A 15,129-nucleotide genomic window follows, 5' to 3' on the forward strand; every position below is an offset into this window, starting at 1 on the left:
TCAGTCTCCCCGCAGCGACTGCATCTGCCGCCGCTCGTATTCGATCTTGAACTTTTCCCGCAGCAACCCGCCCGGATCGTCCGGCACGCGCTTGAGCCAAGCCTCGTTGGCGAGCCGGCGTTCGCGCTGCTGCGCGCTCTCGCGGCCCGGCGCCGGCGCCGGGCGCTCGCCACGCTGCGCCTGGCCGCCCTTGCCCTGACGCTCGAGCTCGCGGCGGATGCGTTCGCGTTGGGCGGCGTCGGCCTGCTGCTGCGCGGCCTGGTCGGCCGCGCGCGGCGCCTCGCCGGCGCCATTGCCTGCGGACGGTTGCGGCTGCGGTTTTTGTTGCGGTTGCTGCTGTGGTTGCCCCGGCTTGCGATCGCCTGCCGTGCTCGGCTCGGGCCGGCCGTCCTGGTTGCCGTCGCGCGCCGGCTGCGGCTTGGGATCCTGGTTGCCGCTGCGGCCGCCTTGCGCGCCTTGCCCGCTCTGCCCGCCGCCGTTTTGCCGCGGCGCGTTCTGCTTGCCTTCGCCCTTGGGCGGCGGCGGGCGTTTTTTCGCCGCCGCGACCGCACGCCGGTTGGCCAACGCATCGGCCATGCCCGGTTGCAGCTTCAAGGCCTGGTCGTAGGCGCGGATGGCTTCGTCGTAACGGCCCTGGCGCGCCAGGGCGTTGCCGAGGTTGTACTGCGCGTCGGCGCCCCGGCCCTGGCGATACAGCTCGCCGGCGCGCTCGAATTCGCCCTTGCGATAGGCCGCCGTGCCCTCTTCGATGCGCGCATGCGCGGCCTGGTCGGCGCGCTGCCACAGGCCTTGCGCGCGCGCCGGCGCCAGCGGCAGGCCCAGGCACAGCAGCAGCGCCAGCGCGGCCGCGCCGCTGCGGCGGCGGAACGCGAACAGGCCCAACAGCAACAGCGGCGGCAACAGCCAGTAGCCGTTGTCCTCGCGGGCCAGGCCTTGCTTGCCCTGCTGAGTGCCGGTGTCGGCGAGTTTCGCCGTGAGCACGCCGAGCGCGCGCAGGTCGGCATCGTCCTGGCCGATGCTGGCGTAACGGCCGCCGCCGTCGCTGGCCAGGCGGCGCAGAGAGTCCGCGTCCAGCGCCGCCGAAACGATCTCGCCGTCGGGGCGACGGAACGGCGTCGCGGTGTCGCCGCCCAGGCCCAGCGCCGAGACCCGGTAACCCTGCTCGCGGGCCTTGTCCGCCGCGGCGCGATCGGCGCGGTCGGCGTGGTCGGTGATCAGCAGGATCTCGCCGCGATCGAAGCCGGCCTGGCGCAACAGCCGCGCCGACCAGGCGATCGCGCGGTCCGCGCGCTGGCCGTCGCCGGGCATGATCTCCGGCGCCAGCGCGTCGAGGAAGATCGCCACGTTGCGCGCGTCGTCGGTCAGCGGCGCGACGGTGTAGGCGTCGTCGGCGTACACCACCAGCCCGATCTGGCCGCCGTCGCGCCGGCGCAACAAGGCCGCCAGCTTGGCCCGCGCCTGCGCCAGGCGGCTCGGCGGCAGGTCGCCGGCCAGGGTGCGGCTGGACAAGTCCAGCGCCAGCACCAACGGCGTGCGCGTCTGCCACAACGGCTGTTCGCTTTCGCGCCAGCTCGGTCCGCTCAGCGCCAGCACCGCGACCGCATAGCCCAGCGCCGCGGCGATCGCCGCCAGGCGCGAGGCGCGCCCGGCACGGCCGTCGAGCAGGTGCGGCAGCAGATGCGCATCGACCGCGCCGCGCCAGACGCTGCGATCGCGCCGGCGGCGGCGCCACCACCAGGCCAATGCCGGCAGCGCCAGCAACAGCCACAGGAACTGCGGACGCAGCCAATGCAGCTCGTTCCACCAAGGCCAGGCGGGCGCGTTCATGCCGGCCTCCGCCGCGGCCACAGGAACCCGAGCAAGGCCAGCGCCAGGGCGCCGGCCAAGGGCCAGGAGTAGCGTTCGATGCGCGGCCGTACCGCCTTGCCGGGGCGGCTGATCGGTTCGAGGCGGTCGATCTCGGCGTAAATCCCGACCAGTTCGCCGGTATCGCGAGCGCGGAAGAAGCGCCCGCCGGTGCTCTGGGCGATCTGGCGCAGGCTGCTTTCGTCGATCGCGTCGCCGCCCGGCACGGCGATCTTGAACCCGAACAGGGACAAGGAACCGTCGCCGCCGAAGGCGATGGTGTGGATGCGCACCCGGTCGTCGCGCGCCAGTTCGGCCGCTTTGCGCGGATCCAGCGCGCCGGCGGTGTTGACCCCGTCGGTGAGCAGGATCAGCACCCGCTGCCCGGCCGGCTGTTCGCGCAGGCGCTTGACCGCCAGGCCGATCGCGTCGCCGATCGCGGTCTCCTGGCCGGCCAGGCCGACCACGCTGTCGCGCAGTTGATCGCGCACGGTGGCGCGATCCAGGGTCAGCGGCGCCAAGGCGTAGGCGCGGCGGCCGAACACGATCAGGCCGACCCGGTCGCCTTGGCGGCGCTCCAGGAAGTCGGCCAGCACCGCCTTGGCCGCGGTCAGGCGATCGACCGGGCGATCGTTCAAGGCCATGTCGGGCTCGCTCATGCTGCCCGACAGGTCCAGCGCCAGCATCAGGTCGCGGCCGACCTGCGGCGGCTGCACCGCTTCGCCGAGTTGTTGCGGCCGCGCCGCGGCCACGCACAGCAACGCCCAGGCCAGCCACAGCCACCAGCCGGCGCCGCCGCCGCGCAGACCGCGGCCGCCATGGCCGGCGACCGCGTCCAGGCGCGCGCCGAACGGCACCTTCAGCGCCGCCGACGCCTCGCGCGCCGGCGGCAGCAGCCAACGCGCCAAGAGCGGCAGCGGCAGGGCCAGCAGCCACCACGGCCAGGCGAAAACTTCGCTCAATCGGCTCAGCCAGTCGCTCATGCGCCGGCGCCTCGGTCGTGCGCGTTCACCGGCCGGCCCCCATCCATTGCAGAAACCGGCGCCGGGCCAGATCGTGCAGGGCCGCGACCCGCGCCGGCTCGACCTCGCGCCGGTAAGCGCCATCGAGCAGGACCCGCCCTGCGCCGTCGGCGAAGTCGCGACGTTTGCTGCCGCGATCGAGGAACTCCAGCCAGGCCTCGCCCTGCAGGCGGTCGGCTTGCGGATCGCGCCGCCGCCCCGCGCGCCGCAGCAGTTCGGAGATCGCCGCGACCTGGGCGCTCGGCGTTTCGGCCGCGGCCAGGGCCTGGTCGAACACGCGCTCGATCGCCGCGCGACGACGCGCGCGACGGCGGCGCCAGAACCAGACCGCCGCGCCCACCGCCAGCAGCGCCGCGGCCAGCAGCCACCAGCCGGGCGCCGGCGGCCACCACGAGGGCGCCGGCGGCAGATGCACGTCGCGCAGCGGCAGCGGCGCGGCCATCAGGCCACCAGCGGCCGCGCGCGGCCGAGCAGGGGCAGCCAGGACTCGCTGGCCGCGTCGGTCGCCAGCGCCTGCGCGCGCACGCCGCGCGCCGGCAACTGTTCCAGCGCGGCCTCCACCGGCGCGACGAAGGTCTCGCGCCAACGCCGGCGCGCTTCGTCGGCGCCCAGATCGAGTTCGATCCGCTGGCCTTCGCGGCTGAACGGCAGTATCGCCCGCGGCGGCTGGGTCTCGACCGGATCGGTCAGCAGCAACACCACGACTTCATGATGCTGGGCCAGGGTCGCCCAGCGCCGGGCCGGCAGCGCGGCGACGCTGGCCGGATCGGCCAGCACCAGCAGGCGCGACCCGGGGCGCAACAGGCGCGCGGCATGGTCCAACGCCACCTCCAGGCCGGCGTCGTCGGCCGGGGCCTGCGCATACCAGCGCACCATCGCGTCGAGCACGCGCAAGGCGCCGCGCGGCCCCGCCGCCGGCGTCACCGGCGGCTCGCGCAGGCTGCCGCGCAAGGCGGCGATGCGGTCGCCGTCGCGCACCGCGGCCCAGGCCGCGACCGCGCCGGCGCGCGCCGCCTGCACCGATTTGAATCGAACCCGGGTGCCGAAATACAGCGACGGCGCGGTGTCGGCGACGATCAGGCTGAGCCGTTCGCGTTCGGCCTGGAACAGCTTGGTATGGGCGCGGCCGGTGCGCGCGGTCAGGCGCCAGTCGATGTGGCGCGCGTCGTCGCCGTGCGAATACTCGCGCGATTCGGCGTACTCCATGCCGCGCCCGCGCAACGGCGACAAGGCCTGGCCGCTGACGCCGTGACGGCCTTGGCGCGCCGCGCGCCGCCCGCTCACCGCCGCGCGCAGCGCGACCAGTTCGCCCAGACTCGGCACCACGCCTTCGCTCACCGCCAGCCTCCGCTGCGAATCCCGAATCCCCGATCCCGAATCCCGGCCTTCAAGGCAACGGCACCCGCTTGAGCAGTTCGCCGAGCAGGCGATCGCCGTCCCAGCCTTCGGCGGTGGCCTCGTAGCTGGGCAGAATGCGATGGCGCAGCACCTCGGGCGCGATCGCGCGCACGTCGTCGGGGGTGACGAAATCGCGTCCGGCCAGCCAGGCGTGGGCGCGCGCGCAACGCTCCAGCGCGATCGAACCGCGCGGGCTGGCGCCCCAGGCGATGCGCCGCGCCAGCGCCGGGTCGTAGCGGCCGGCGTCGCGCGAGGCCAGCACGATCTCGACCAGATAGCGCTCCACCGCCGGCGCCACGTGCAGGTCCAGCACCGCGGCGCGGGCGGCGAACACGTCGGCCTGCGGCATCCGCGCCACCGCCGCCGGGGCGGTGCGCAGAGTCTGCCGCGCGCGCTCCCGCGCCAGGCGCAGGATCTCGGTTTCGGCGGCGGCCTCCGGATAGCCGATGCGCACATGCATCAGGAAGCGGTCCAACTGCGCCTCCGGCAGCGGGAAGGTACCCTCCTGCTCGATCGGGTTCTGCGTCGCCATGACCAGGAACAGCGGCGGCAAGGCGTAGGTGGCGCGGCCGACGGTGACCTGGCGCTCGCCCATCGCCTCCAGCAGCGCCGACTGGACCTTGGCCGGGGCGCGGTTGATTTCGTCGGCGAGCAGGATCGGGTGGAAGATCGGCCCGGCCTGGAATTCGAAACGCCCCTCTTGCGGGCGCCAGACCTCGGTGCCGGTGAGGTCCGCCGGCAGCAGGTCGGGGGTGAACTGGACCCGGGCGAAGTCCGCTTCCAGGCGCGCGGCCAGGGCGCGCACCGCGCTGGTCTTGGCCAGGCCGGGCGCGCCCTCGACCAACAGGTGGCCGTCGGCGAGCAAGGCGATGAGCAAGCGCTCGATCAGCTCGGCCTGACCGACGATCTCCAGCGCCAGCGCGTCGCGCAGGGCGCGGAAGTCGTCGTGCAGGCGCGCGCCGTCGGCGCCGTGCAGGTCGGGGGAACGGTCGGTTGCGCTGTCCATCCGGTATCCAGTAACGATCGGGAGCGATACGCGCCGATTTTGACCCAAACCGGCGCGAGAGGTTCAACCGCGTCGCGGCGCGGCCTCGGCCAGTTCATGACGCGCTCACGGCGCAGACCGGCGGGCGAGGTCATCCGGCCGCGGGCGCAGAAACGCGAAAAGGGCCCGAAGGCCCTTTTCGCGGCATACCCGGCGCCGATCAGCGCTGGGTCACCTGCATCACCTTCGGCGTGACGAAGATCAGCAGCTCGGCCTTTTCCTTGCTGCGGCTCTTCTTCTTGAACAGATTGCCGAGGAACGGGATGTCGGCCAGGAACGGCACCTTGGACAGGTCGGTGCGATCGCGGAACTCGTACACGCCGCCGATCACGACGGTCTGACCGTCCTCGACCAGCACGGCGGTGTTGATGTTGCGCTTGTTGATCTGCGGCACCTGGCCGATCGAGGTGTCGATGAAGCCCTGGATCTCGTCCTTCTTGACGTTCATGTTCAGAAACACGCGGCCGTCGTTGGTGATGGTCGGATTGACCTTCATCTCCATCAGCACGTCCTTGAACTGTACGTTCGGGATCGGAATGCTGTTGCCGCCCTGCTGCGGCGAGATCGTCACGTAGCCGACTTCCTGGCCCTGGCTGATCACCGCCTCGCGCTGGTTGCTGGTGACCACGCGCGGGTTGGACACGACTTCGCCGCGCCCCTCGGTCTGCATCGCGCTGAACTCCATGTCCAGGTTGACGTACTTGCCGAGGATGGTGAACGCCAGCGCGCCAGCCGGGTTGAGCACGCCAACGTTGCTGTTGAGGCTGGCCGGGAACAGGAACGCCGGGTTGGTCATGGTCTGCAGCAACGAACGAGCCTGATCGAGCAGCGAGTTGTACTTGGTCGGATCGGAAATGCGGAAGAGGTCCGCATCCTGCGTCAGCTTGTTCGCTTGCTGGCGGATCAGGTCGTTCTTGGCCGCGGTGTTGCGATAGTTGTTGATGCTGTCCAGCGTGCCGCTGGTGATCACATCGCCCTTCTGGCCGGAGACGCCGAAACGCGCACCCAGGTCGCGGGCGAAACTTTCGGTGGCGATGACGATACGGGCCTCGATCAGGACCTGATCGACCGGACGGTCGATGACCCGGATCAGTTCCTTCATCTGCGCGACCTTCTTCGGAATGTCGCTGATCATCAGGGTGTTGGTGCGCTCGTCGGCGACCAGGCGGCCACGCGGCGAAAGGAACCCGTTTTCGTTATTGGCGCCACCTTCTCCGCCACCGCCGCTACCGCCGATGCCCTTGGCCTCGGTCAGCGCCTTATAGATCTGGCCGGCGTTGTGGTAGTTGATCTGGATGTATTCGGTGGTCAGGTCGACGCGGTTGTCGAGGGCGATGCGCGCGTCCTCGCGGTCCTGCTCGTACTTGGCCACCTCGGCCTGCGGCGCGACCCACACCACGTTGCCGCTGCGGCGCTTGTCCAGCCCCTTGGCCTGCAGGACGATGTCCAGGGCCTGGTCCCACGGCACGTTGACCAGGCGCAGGGTCACGTTGCCCTGCACCGTGTCGGCGGCGACGATGTTGAGGTTGGATTCCTCGGCGACCAACTGCAGCACGGTGCGCACCGGCACGTCCTGGAAGTTGAAGGTCACCGGGCGGCCTGAATAACTGCGGGCGACGCCGGCCGGCGCCTGGCCGACGGTGGCCGCGGTCGCTCCGGCGGTCTTGCCGCCGGCGGCGCCGACGGCGCGGTTGCCGGCCGAGGCGGCGCGCGGCACCACTTCGACGATGTACTCGCGGCCGGTCTGGTAGGCCATGGTGTCGTAGGCGCCGGCGGTGTTGAGCACCAACTGGGTGCCCGTGCCGCTGGTGCGCGCATCGATGCGCTGCACCGGGGTGGCGAAGTCGACCACGTTCAACGGCTTCTGCAGCTCGGCCGGCAGCTGGGCGTTGCCGACGTTGACCAGGACTTCGGCGCCCTGGTTGCGCAGGTCGGGCATGGCGCCGTCGCCGCTGAAGCGCACGATCAGCTTGCCGGAGCCGCCGTCGCCGCGCTTGAAGTCGATGTTGGCGACCGAGATCGTGCCCGGCAGTTGCTTGGCCGGGTCGTTGCTCGGGGTCGGCGCGACCTGGGGCGCGGGCACGGCGGCCGGCGCGGTCGCAGCGGTCTGGGGCGCCGCCTGGACTGCGCTGATGCCGGCCAGCAGGCCGACCACCAGCCCCGCCAGGCGCGGGCGCGATGCCATGGGGCGTCGGGCCGACGGCATGGTTTTGGCGTTGAATACGATCATCATGCTATCCCCTAATCATTGATCTTCCAGCGCCACGGAGGCCGGTCGTTCCAGCCAGCCGCCTGCGCCATCCGGCACCAGCTCGACCAAGTCGATGCGCTCCTCAGACACGGCGGTCACACGACCGTCGTTCTGCCCCATGTACGCACCGGGTCGAACACGATAAGTCACTTTGTCGGGCGCCATCACCAGCGCCACCATACCGCCCCCGCGGCCCAGAGTCCCGACCATGTCGAGACCGTCGAGCGGGAACATCTCCAGCGGCTGCTTGCGCCGCGCCTTGTCCGGACGCAGGCCGGAGCCGGTGTCTTCGTCGGTGAACGCGGTGCTGAAGGGGTCGCGCATGTCCTGCGCGTTGTATTCGAAGGTTTCGAACTGTTGCATGACCGGCAGCGGGTCCAGCGGCGGGGCCGGCTTGGCCTTCACCTCGGCGACCCACTTTTCCAGGTTCGGCGCGTCGCCCGGGGTGCTGGTGACGCTGCGGAAGCAGCCGGTCGCCAGCAGCGCCAGGGCCAGCGCGCTCAGGCCGGCGAGGGAAGAACGACCAACGAAGCGAGTGCGCATGTCAGCTGCCCTCCTTCTTGCTGTCGCCGCCCGCGGCGCCGTCAGCGGCGGCGGGAGCGGAACCGTCTGCCGGCGGATTCTGCGCGGCCATTTCTTCCTCGTCCAGATAACGATAGGTCTTGACCGTGCCGGCCAGCTCGAGCGGGCTGTTGGGGGTGATCCCGCCGGCCGCGTCCTTGTTGTTGTTGCCCTTGGGCTTCAGCGAGATGTCGTGCATGGTCATGATGACCACGCGCGGCAACGAGGCCACGCCGCTGACGAAGGCGCCGAACTGGTGGTAGGTGCCGACCATGCGCAGCGCGATCGGCTTCTCGGCGTAGAACTCCTTCGGCACTTCCGCGCCCGGCTGGAACAGCTCGTTGGAGATGCCGGTGGCCAGGGCGGTCTGGGAGATGTCGACGATCAGGTCGGGCATCTCGGTCTTGCTCGGCAGCTGGCGCAGCATCTGCTGCAGCTGCTGCTCCATCTGCGCCAGCTGCTGCTTGAGCGGCTCCAGGTTGGCGGCGCGGCCCTGCTTGGTCTCGAAGGTGGTGCGCAGCTCGGTTTCCTGGCGCTCCAGGCCCTCGAGCTCTTCGCGCTTCTCGCGCACGAACAGCCACCAGGCCAGGCCGACGATCACCAGCCCGACCACGGCGCAGAACACGATCTGCGCGCGGCGCGGCCAGCCGCCGATGTTGTTGAAGTCCAGATTCTTCATAGAAGCCTTCTTGCTCACGACGCGGCTCCTGTCTTGGTCGGGGCAGCCGGCGCGGCGGCGGGCTTGGCGGGGGCGGCGGCGGGCTTGGCGGCTTCGCCCGGCTTGGCCGGGGCGCTACCGGCAGGAGCCGGAGCCGTGGCGGCCGGAGCGGTCGCGGCGCCCGGCTGGGCGGCGGCCGGCTGTCCCGCAGCGGCGGCCGCGGCAGCCGACGACGCGGCGGCCGCAGCGGCTTCCGGCGCGGCCGGGACCGGCTCGTCCGGCACGCCGTCGCCGTCCTCGTCCTTGGGCGCGTTCGGGTTGGCCAGCTTGACCTGCAGCTTGAACTCGTACGGCAGGCCCTTCTCGTTGCCCTTGGCCTCGATCACGTTGAGGTCGGGCTTGGTCATCCAGCCGGACACCTCGAGATTGCGCATGTAGGTACTGACGCGGGCATTGGACTGGGCGCGACCTTCCAGGGTCAGCGTCTCGGCGTCCTGCTTGATCGCGGTCAGCACCGCGCCGTCGGGAATGGTGCGCACCAGCGAATCGAACAGGTGCACCATCTGCGAACGGTTGGACTGCAGCTTCTCGATCACTTCCTTGCGCGCGAGCAGCTTGCTCTTCTTCTTGTCGAGCTCTTCGATCTCGGTGATCTTCTTGTCGACTTCGGCGATCTGCGCGTCGAGGAAGGCGTTGCGCTTGCGCTGACCGCTGATTTCGCTGTTGTAGTAGAAGACGATCAGCACCGACAGGGCGACGGCGACCAGGGCCGACAGGCCGAGGATCGCGCCGAATTCCTTCTGGCGTGCCTTGCGCCGCTCGGCGCGCCACGGGAGCAGGTTGATGCGTGCCATCAGTCGAAGCTCCTCAGGGCCAGGCCGCAAGCGATCATCAGCGCGGGAGCGTCCTGTGCCAGCGCATGCGCCTGGACGCGCGGGCCGAGAGTCATGTGCGCCAGCGGGTTGGCCACCGTGGTCGGCACGCCGAGTTGTTCTTCGACCATTTCGGCGATGCGCGGAATCGAAGCGCCGCCGCCGGCCAGGACGATCTGGTCGACGCGGTTGAACTCGCTGCCGGCGTAGAAGAACTGCAGCAGACGGCTGACCTGCTGGACCATCGCTTCCTTGAACGGCTCCAGCACCTCGGCCTGGTAGCTCTCCGGCAAACCGCCCTGGCGCTTGGCCAGACCGGCTTCCTCGTAGCTCAGGCCGTAGCGGCGCATGACCTCGTCGGTCAGCTGCTTGCCGCCGAACACCTGTTCGCGGTGGTAGAGGCTGCGACCGTTGCGCAGCACGTTCAGCGTAGTCATGGTCGCGCCCGAGTCGACCAGGGCGACCAGACCGTCGCGCGGGCCGCTGAGCGTGTCGGCCAGCAACGAGAACGCGTTCTCGATCGCGAAGGCTTCCACGTCCATCACTTTCGGGATCAGGCCGCCGAGCTCCAGCGCCGAGGCGCGCACTTCGACGTTCTCCGAGCGCGACGCCGCCAGCAGCACCTGGACCATGTCCGGGCTGCCCGGCATCGGACCGAGGATTTCGAAGTCGTGGTTCACTTCGTCGATCGGATACGGCACGTAATTGGCCGCCTCCAGCTCGATCTGCGACTCCAACTCGTCGTCGTCCAGATCCGACGGCATGCCGATCACCCGGGTGATCACCGAGGAGCCGGCGACCGCCGCGGCGGCGTGCTTGATGCGGGTCCCCGACCGGGCGACGGCGCGCTTGATCGCTTCGCCGACCGCCTCGACTTCGACGATGTTCTTCTCCACTACCGCGTTCGGCGGCAGCGGTTCGACAGCATAATGCTCAACGCGGTAGCGGTTGCCCACTCGAGAGAGTTGCAACAGCTTTACCGCGGTCGAACTGATGTCCACGCCGACGAGCGCCGGCTGGCTTTTTGTGATGAGTCCCACAATTATCTCCCCATGCCACAAGCGCTTACGCGCACTTCGTGTGGCCCCGGCTTAGATAACGGACTTTTCACAGGCTGGCAACCACTTTGTTCACGATTGCCAACCCAGTCGTGCTTTTTTGACCCGCAACGTCATGTGACCCGCTCCGTCAGTCCTTACGATCCGCGCCGGGACAAGGCGGACCGTTCGTCGGCCAGTCCGAGACTGCCCTGAATGGGGAAACCGGAACGTGCCCGGTTCGGCGGTTCCGAGGTTCGCGCGGCCGCCCGCGACCGGCGGCGGCGGCCCTGCCCGCCCCCTGCCCCCCAGACCCAGGGCAGCCCGCGTCTCAGCCCCCGACGGGAGCGCCGGCCCGCTCCTCTATACTTGCCGGCCATAACCATCACGATCCGGAACCCGCTTCGATGTCCCGTATTCGCCGTTGGCTGCGCTGGGCGCTCTACGCGTTCATCGGCGCGGTCCTGCTGGGCGCGATCGCGCTCGGCGCCCTGTACTACCTGATCGTTCCCAAGCTGCCCGACGTCGAGACCCTGCGCAGCATCGAGCTGCAGGAGCCGATGTACGTCTACGCCCGCGACGGCCGGCTGATGGCCATGTTCGGCGAAACCCGGCGCTACCCGGTGGCGATCGAGGACGTGCCCGAGCGCCTGAAGCAGGCCTTCATCGCGATCGAGGACGCGCGCTTCTACAAGCACCACGGCATCGACTACAAGGGCGTGGCGCGCGCGGTCTGGCTGCTGGCGACCACCGACGACAAGCGCGTGCCGGGCGGCTCGACCATCACCCAGCAGGTCGCGCGCCAGTACTTCCTGAGCTCGGAATACAGCTACAAGCGCAAGCTCGGCGAAATGCTGCTGGCGATGCGCATGGAACGCGAGCTCAGCAAGGACGAGATCTTCGAGCTGTATCTCAACAAGAGCTTCTTCGGCAATCGCGCCTACGGCGTCGGCGCCGCGGCCGAGTTCTACTACGGCAAGAAGATGAGCGAGCTTTCGCTCGACGAAATGGCCTCGCTGGCCGGCATCCCCAAGTTCCCGTCCAGCGGCAATCCGCTCAGCAACCCCGAGCGCGCCAAGATCCGCCGCGACTACATCCTCGACCGCATGGCCGAGCTGCAGTACGTCAGCGCCGCCGAGGCCGCGCAGGCCAAGGCCGCGCCGATGCACGCCAGCCCGCACGAGCGCCCGATCGAGGTTTACGCGCCCTACGTCGCCGAGATGGTGCGCCAGGAAATGGTCGCCCGCTACGGCGCCGAGGCGCTGACCAAGGGCTACCACGTCACCACCACCATCGACCCGACCCTGCAGGCCGCGGCCGACAAGGCGGTGCGCGACGGCCTGTCGGTGTACGACCGTCGCCACGGCTGGCACGGCGTCGAGCAGCACTTCGATCTCGCCGCCGGCGACGACGCGGCCGCCGCCCGGCTGCGCCTGCGCGGCATCCCGGCCCAGGCCAACCTGCTGCCGGCGGTGGTGCTCGGCACCCGCGGCGGCCAGGCCCAGGTCGTGCTCGCCGACGGCACCGAGCTGGACCTGAGCGAGAAGCAGGGTTTCGCCGGACGCAGCCCGGGCAGCCTGCTCAAGCGCGGCGACCTGGTGCGGGTGGCGAAGATCGAGACCGCGGCGCCCGCCCCGGCCAAGCCGGCCGGCGACGCGTCCGGCGACGCGCCCGCCGCGCCGCCGGCGCCGACGACGATCAGCTACCGCCTCGACCAGCTGCCGCAGGCGCAGGCCGCGCTGGTCTCGCTGGAACCGGCCAACGGCGCGCTGCGCGCGCTGTCCGGCGGCTACAGCTTCGCCGGCGCCAAGTTCAACCGCGCCACCCAGGCGCGGCGCCAGCCGGGCTCGAGCTTCAAGCCGTTCGTGTACGCGGCCGCGTTCGAGCGCGGCTACAACCCGGCCTCGATCGTGCTCGACGCCCCGGTGGTGTTCAAGGACCGCCGCGGCCACCTGTGGCGGCCGCAGAACGACGGCGGCAACTTCGCCGGACCGATGCGGGTGCGCGAGGCGATGGTACAGTCGCGCAATCTGGTCTCGGTGCGCCTGCTCGACGCGATGGGCGTCGACTTCGCGCGCAAGTACATCAGCCACTTCGGCTTCGAGATCGAACAATTGCCGCCGAACCTGTCGATGTCGCTGGGTACCGCTTCGCTGACCCCGCTGTCGGTGGCGCGCGGCTACGCGGTCTTCGCCAATGGCGGCTTCCGCATCACCCCGTGGTTCATCGACGAGGTCAAGGACCGCGCCGGCGCGATGGTGTTCAAGGAAAAGCCGGCGGTGGCCTGCCCCGAGTGCGGCGGCCGCGGCCAGGCCGTGGCCGCGCCGGTCAGCCAGGTCGTCGACGGCTTCGACCTGGGCCCCTCGCCCGGCGCCGGCGCCGCGGCCGGCGACAAGGGCAAGCCCAAGCAGCCCGAAGCCGCGGCGGCGCCGGCCAAGAAGCCGCCGACCAAGGAGGAAATGGCGGCGATGCACATCGCCCCGCGCGCGATCGACGACCGCATCGCCTACCAGATCGTCTCGATGCTGCGCGACGTGGTCAAGCGCGGCACCGGCACCGCGGCCAAGGTGCTCGGCCGCGAAGACGTCGGCGGCAAGACCGGTTCGACCAACGATCACCGCGACGCCTGGTTCTCCGGCTTCGGCGGCCCCTACGTCACCACCGTCTGGGTCGGCCGCGACAACTACAAGTCGCTGGGCTACCGCGAGTACGGCGGCAAGGCGGCGTTGCCGATCTGGATCGACTACATGCGCGTGGCGCTCAAGGACCAGCCGGTCGCGGCCAACGAACCGCCGCAGGGCATGGTCAAGGTGTCGGTGGCCGGCAACGGCGCGCTGATCCCGGACGGCGCCGGCGGCGTGATCGAATGGGTCAAGGCCGAGGACCTGGAACGCATGCAGACCTACACCGACTACGGCAACGAAGACGCGGCGCCGTCGGAAGAGTCCTTCGACATCTTCTGACGCCGCCCGGCCGCCGGGCCGCACAAGCGTTCGAACGAAACGGCCGCATGCCGCGCATGCGGCCTTTTTGTTGCCCGATGGATTCGATCTTGCCCGTTCTGGCGCCTCGCGCGGCCCGGTTCCGGCCCGTACATCAACCCGGCGCACGAACGTGCTAGCGTGGGGACGCCGGCAGATCCCGGCCGCGGCGAGCGCCCTCGCCGTAGAGTGCCCGCCCGGAGGTCGAGATGCACCAGGCCCGACAGCACGCACACCAGCACGCGCAAACCCGCATCCGCGAGCGCCGCCACCGGCTCGCCCACGAAGCGGCCCGGCTGATCGCCGAAAGCGGCATCCGTGACTACCACCAGGCCAAGCTCAAGGCCGCCGAGCGCCTGGGCATTTACGACGATGCCTCGCTGCCGCGCAACCGGGAAATCGAAGACGCCCTGCGCGAGTACCAGCGCCTGTTCCAGCGCGACAACCTGGGCGGCCTGCGCCAGCGCCGCGAAGCCGCGCTGCGGGCGATGGAGTTCTTCGCTTCGTTCGAGCCGCGCCTGGTCGGTCCGGTGCTCGACGGCACCGCCGACGCGCGCAGCCCGGTCGCATTGCAGCTGTACAGCGACGACGCCGATGCGGTACCGCGCTTCCTGGAACAGCACCGCATCCCGGCCGAGGCGCGCGAGCGCCGCTTCCGTCTGGACCGGGAGCGCAGCCTGGACGCGCCGGTGTGGCTGTTCTCCGCCGAAGAGCTGAGCTTCGACCTCAGCGTGCTGCCACTGGACGTGCTGCGCCAAGCGCCGCTGTCCAGCGTCGACGAGAAGCCGATGAAACGCGCCTCGGCGACCCAACTGCGCCAGTTGTTGGCGGACGAGGAAATCTCCGAGTTCGAGCGCGGTTGAATTCGAGCGCGCTCGATCCCGGCGTCGGCGGCCATCGGCGCGCCGCGACCCGCGCACGCGCAACGACACGACGGGCAAACCGCGGCGAAGCAGATTCGCCGCGTATCGGATGACGCTGGCGCGCGCTGCCGCCACAATCGCCGGACACCCCCATCAAGGATGTCCGATGCGAATCAAGGAAACCGCCGCGCTTTGCCTGCTGCCCCTCGCCGCCCTCGTCGCCGGCACCGCTGCGGCGGCGACGCCGCTCGCCCTTTCCAAGCTGTACGCGAGCTACGAAAGCGCCGACTACAGCGCCCTGTCGATGCCCGAGTACGACCAGGCGGTGCGGATCAGCGCCGTAGTGCTGGAACAGAACACCTCGCTGGCCGACACCGCGCTGACCTCGGCCACCGACGCCGGCAGCGATGTCGAGTACGCGCGCCTGAGCAGCGACGACCCGGAACAGAGCCGCAAACTGTCTGCGCTGGAGCCCGGCACGGCGTTCGTCGCGACCTGCACCGTCGGCTTCACCTCGGGCAGCGACTACATGAGCCTGACCGGCTGCGCGGTCGAGTAAGCGGCGCGCGCCGGCAAGCGCCGGCGCAAACGAAAAC

The 15,129-nt window shown here is 70.4% G+C and carries 13 protein-coding genes; 3 read left to right on the forward strand and 10 right to left on the reverse strand.

Translation table 11 applies throughout. From position 1 onward, the window contains the following. From AC3A57_RS20615 to AC3A57_RS20660, 10 genes are all read right to left on the reverse strand, one after another. The gene (locus AC3A57_RS20615; protein WP_487580614.1) at positions 1 to 1,827 is read right to left on the reverse strand and encodes a tetratricopeptide repeat protein; all 1,827 of its coding nucleotides are present in this window, start codon (positions 1,825 to 1,827) and stop codon (positions 1 to 3) included. Beyond that, complete coding sequence (locus tag AC3A57_RS20620) at positions 1,824 to 2,828, reverse strand: vWA domain-containing protein (protein ID WP_487580615.1); 1,005 nt, start codon at positions 2,826 to 2,828, stop codon at positions 1,824 to 1,826. The genes AC3A57_RS20615 and AC3A57_RS20620 overlap by 4 nt, the downstream gene beginning before the upstream one ends. A 25-nt stretch (positions 2,829 to 2,853) precedes the next feature. Next, entirely contained in the window at positions 2,854 to 3,312 is a 459-nt protein-coding gene (locus AC3A57_RS20625; protein WP_487580655.1) for a DUF4381 family protein, read from the reverse strand. Next, complete coding sequence (locus AC3A57_RS20630) at positions 3,309 to 4,205, reverse strand: DUF58 domain-containing protein (protein ID WP_487580616.1); 897 nt, start codon at positions 4,203 to 4,205, stop codon at positions 3,309 to 3,311. The genes AC3A57_RS20625 and AC3A57_RS20630 overlap by 4 nt, the downstream gene beginning before the upstream one ends. Positions 4,206 to 4,254: 49 nt before the next feature. Next, positions 4,255 to 5,271, reverse strand: coding sequence for an AAA family ATPase (locus tag AC3A57_RS20635; RefSeq protein WP_487580617.1), 1,017 nt, complete (start codon positions 5,269 to 5,271; stop codon positions 4,255 to 4,257). Between the two features lie 199 nt (positions 5,272 to 5,470). Next, positions 5,471 to 7,540, reverse strand: coding sequence for a type IV pilus secretin PilQ (locus AC3A57_RS20640; RefSeq protein ID WP_487580656.1), 2,070 nt, complete (start codon positions 7,538 to 7,540; stop codon positions 5,471 to 5,473). A gap of 15 nt (positions 7,541 to 7,555) precedes the next feature. Next, complete coding sequence (locus AC3A57_RS20645; RefSeq protein ID WP_487580618.1) at positions 7,556 to 8,104, reverse strand: pilus assembly protein PilP; 549 nt, start codon at positions 8,102 to 8,104, stop codon at positions 7,556 to 7,558. A 1-nt stretch (position 8,105) separates the two neighbouring features. Further along, positions 8,106 to 8,819, reverse strand: coding sequence for a type IV pilus inner membrane component PilO (locus AC3A57_RS20650; protein WP_487580619.1), 714 nt, complete (start codon positions 8,817 to 8,819; stop codon positions 8,106 to 8,108). After that, positions 8,816 to 9,634, reverse strand: coding sequence for a PilN domain-containing protein (locus AC3A57_RS20655; protein WP_487580620.1), 819 nt, complete (start codon positions 9,632 to 9,634; stop codon positions 8,816 to 8,818). The genes AC3A57_RS20650 and AC3A57_RS20655 overlap by 4 nt, the downstream gene beginning before the upstream one ends. Further along, the gene (locus tag AC3A57_RS20660; RefSeq protein ID WP_487580621.1) at positions 9,634 to 10,692 is read right to left on the reverse strand and encodes a pilus assembly protein PilM; all 1,059 of its coding nucleotides are present in this window, start codon (positions 10,690 to 10,692) and stop codon (positions 9,634 to 9,636) included. The genes AC3A57_RS20655 and AC3A57_RS20660 overlap by 1 nt, the downstream gene beginning before the upstream one ends. 404 nt (positions 10,693 to 11,096) lie before the next feature. Here AC3A57_RS20660 and AC3A57_RS20665 point away from each other — a divergent pair, with 404 nt between their 5' ends. From AC3A57_RS20665 to AC3A57_RS20675, 3 genes are all read left to right on the forward strand, one after another. Next, positions 11,097 to 13,652: a penicillin-binding protein 1A gene (locus tag AC3A57_RS20665; RefSeq protein ID WP_487580622.1), complete on the forward strand. Its 2,556-nt coding sequence runs from the start codon at positions 11,097 to 11,099 to the stop codon at positions 13,650 to 13,652. A gap of 227 nt (positions 13,653 to 13,879) precedes the next feature. Beyond that, positions 13,880 to 14,533 (forward strand): hypothetical protein, encoded by a 654-nt coding sequence (locus AC3A57_RS20670; protein WP_487580623.1) that lies wholly within the window; start codon positions 13,880 to 13,882, stop codon positions 14,531 to 14,533. A 166-nt stretch (positions 14,534 to 14,699) separates the two neighbouring features. Next, positions 14,700 to 15,092, forward strand: coding sequence for a hypothetical protein (locus tag AC3A57_RS20675; RefSeq protein WP_221671423.1), 393 nt, complete (start codon positions 14,700 to 14,702; stop codon positions 15,090 to 15,092). Positions 15,093 to 15,129 lie beyond the last annotated feature (37 nt).

The organism is Lysobacter sp. Soil_C_15, from assembly GCF_057657315.1.

Coding starts and splice junctions, on each gene's coding strand:
- AC3A57_RS20615 (WP_487580614.1), bottom strand. CDS start 1,827: ATGAACGCGCCCGCCTGGCCTTGGTGGAACGAGCTGCATTGGCTGCGT.
- AC3A57_RS20620 (WP_487580615.1), bottom strand. CDS start 2,828: ATGAGCGACTGGCTGAGCCGATTGAGCGAAGTTTTCGCCTGGCCGTGG.
- AC3A57_RS20635 (WP_487580617.1), bottom strand. CDS start 5,271: ATGGACAGCGCAACCGACCGTTCCCCCGACCTGCACGGCGCCGACGGC.
- AC3A57_RS20640 (WP_487580656.1), bottom strand. CDS start 7,540: ATGATCGTATTCAACGCCAAAACCATGCCGTCGGCCCGACGCCCCATG.
- AC3A57_RS20645 (WP_487580618.1), bottom strand. CDS start 8,104: ATGCGCACTCGCTTCGTTGGTCGTTCTTCCCTCGCCGGCCTGAGCGCG.
- AC3A57_RS20655 (WP_487580620.1), bottom strand. CDS start 9,634: ATGGCACGCATCAACCTGCTCCCGTGGCGCGCCGAGCGGCGCAAGGCA.
- AC3A57_RS20665 (WP_487580622.1), top strand. CDS start 11,097: ATGTCCCGTATTCGCCGTTGGCTGCGCTGGGCGCTCTACGCGTTCATC.
- AC3A57_RS20670 (WP_487580623.1), top strand. CDS start 13,880: ATGCACCAGGCCCGACAGCACGCACACCAGCACGCGCAAACCCGCATC.
- AC3A57_RS20675 (WP_221671423.1), top strand. CDS start 14,700: ATGCGAATCAAGGAAACCGCCGCGCTTTGCCTGCTGCCCCTCGCCGCC.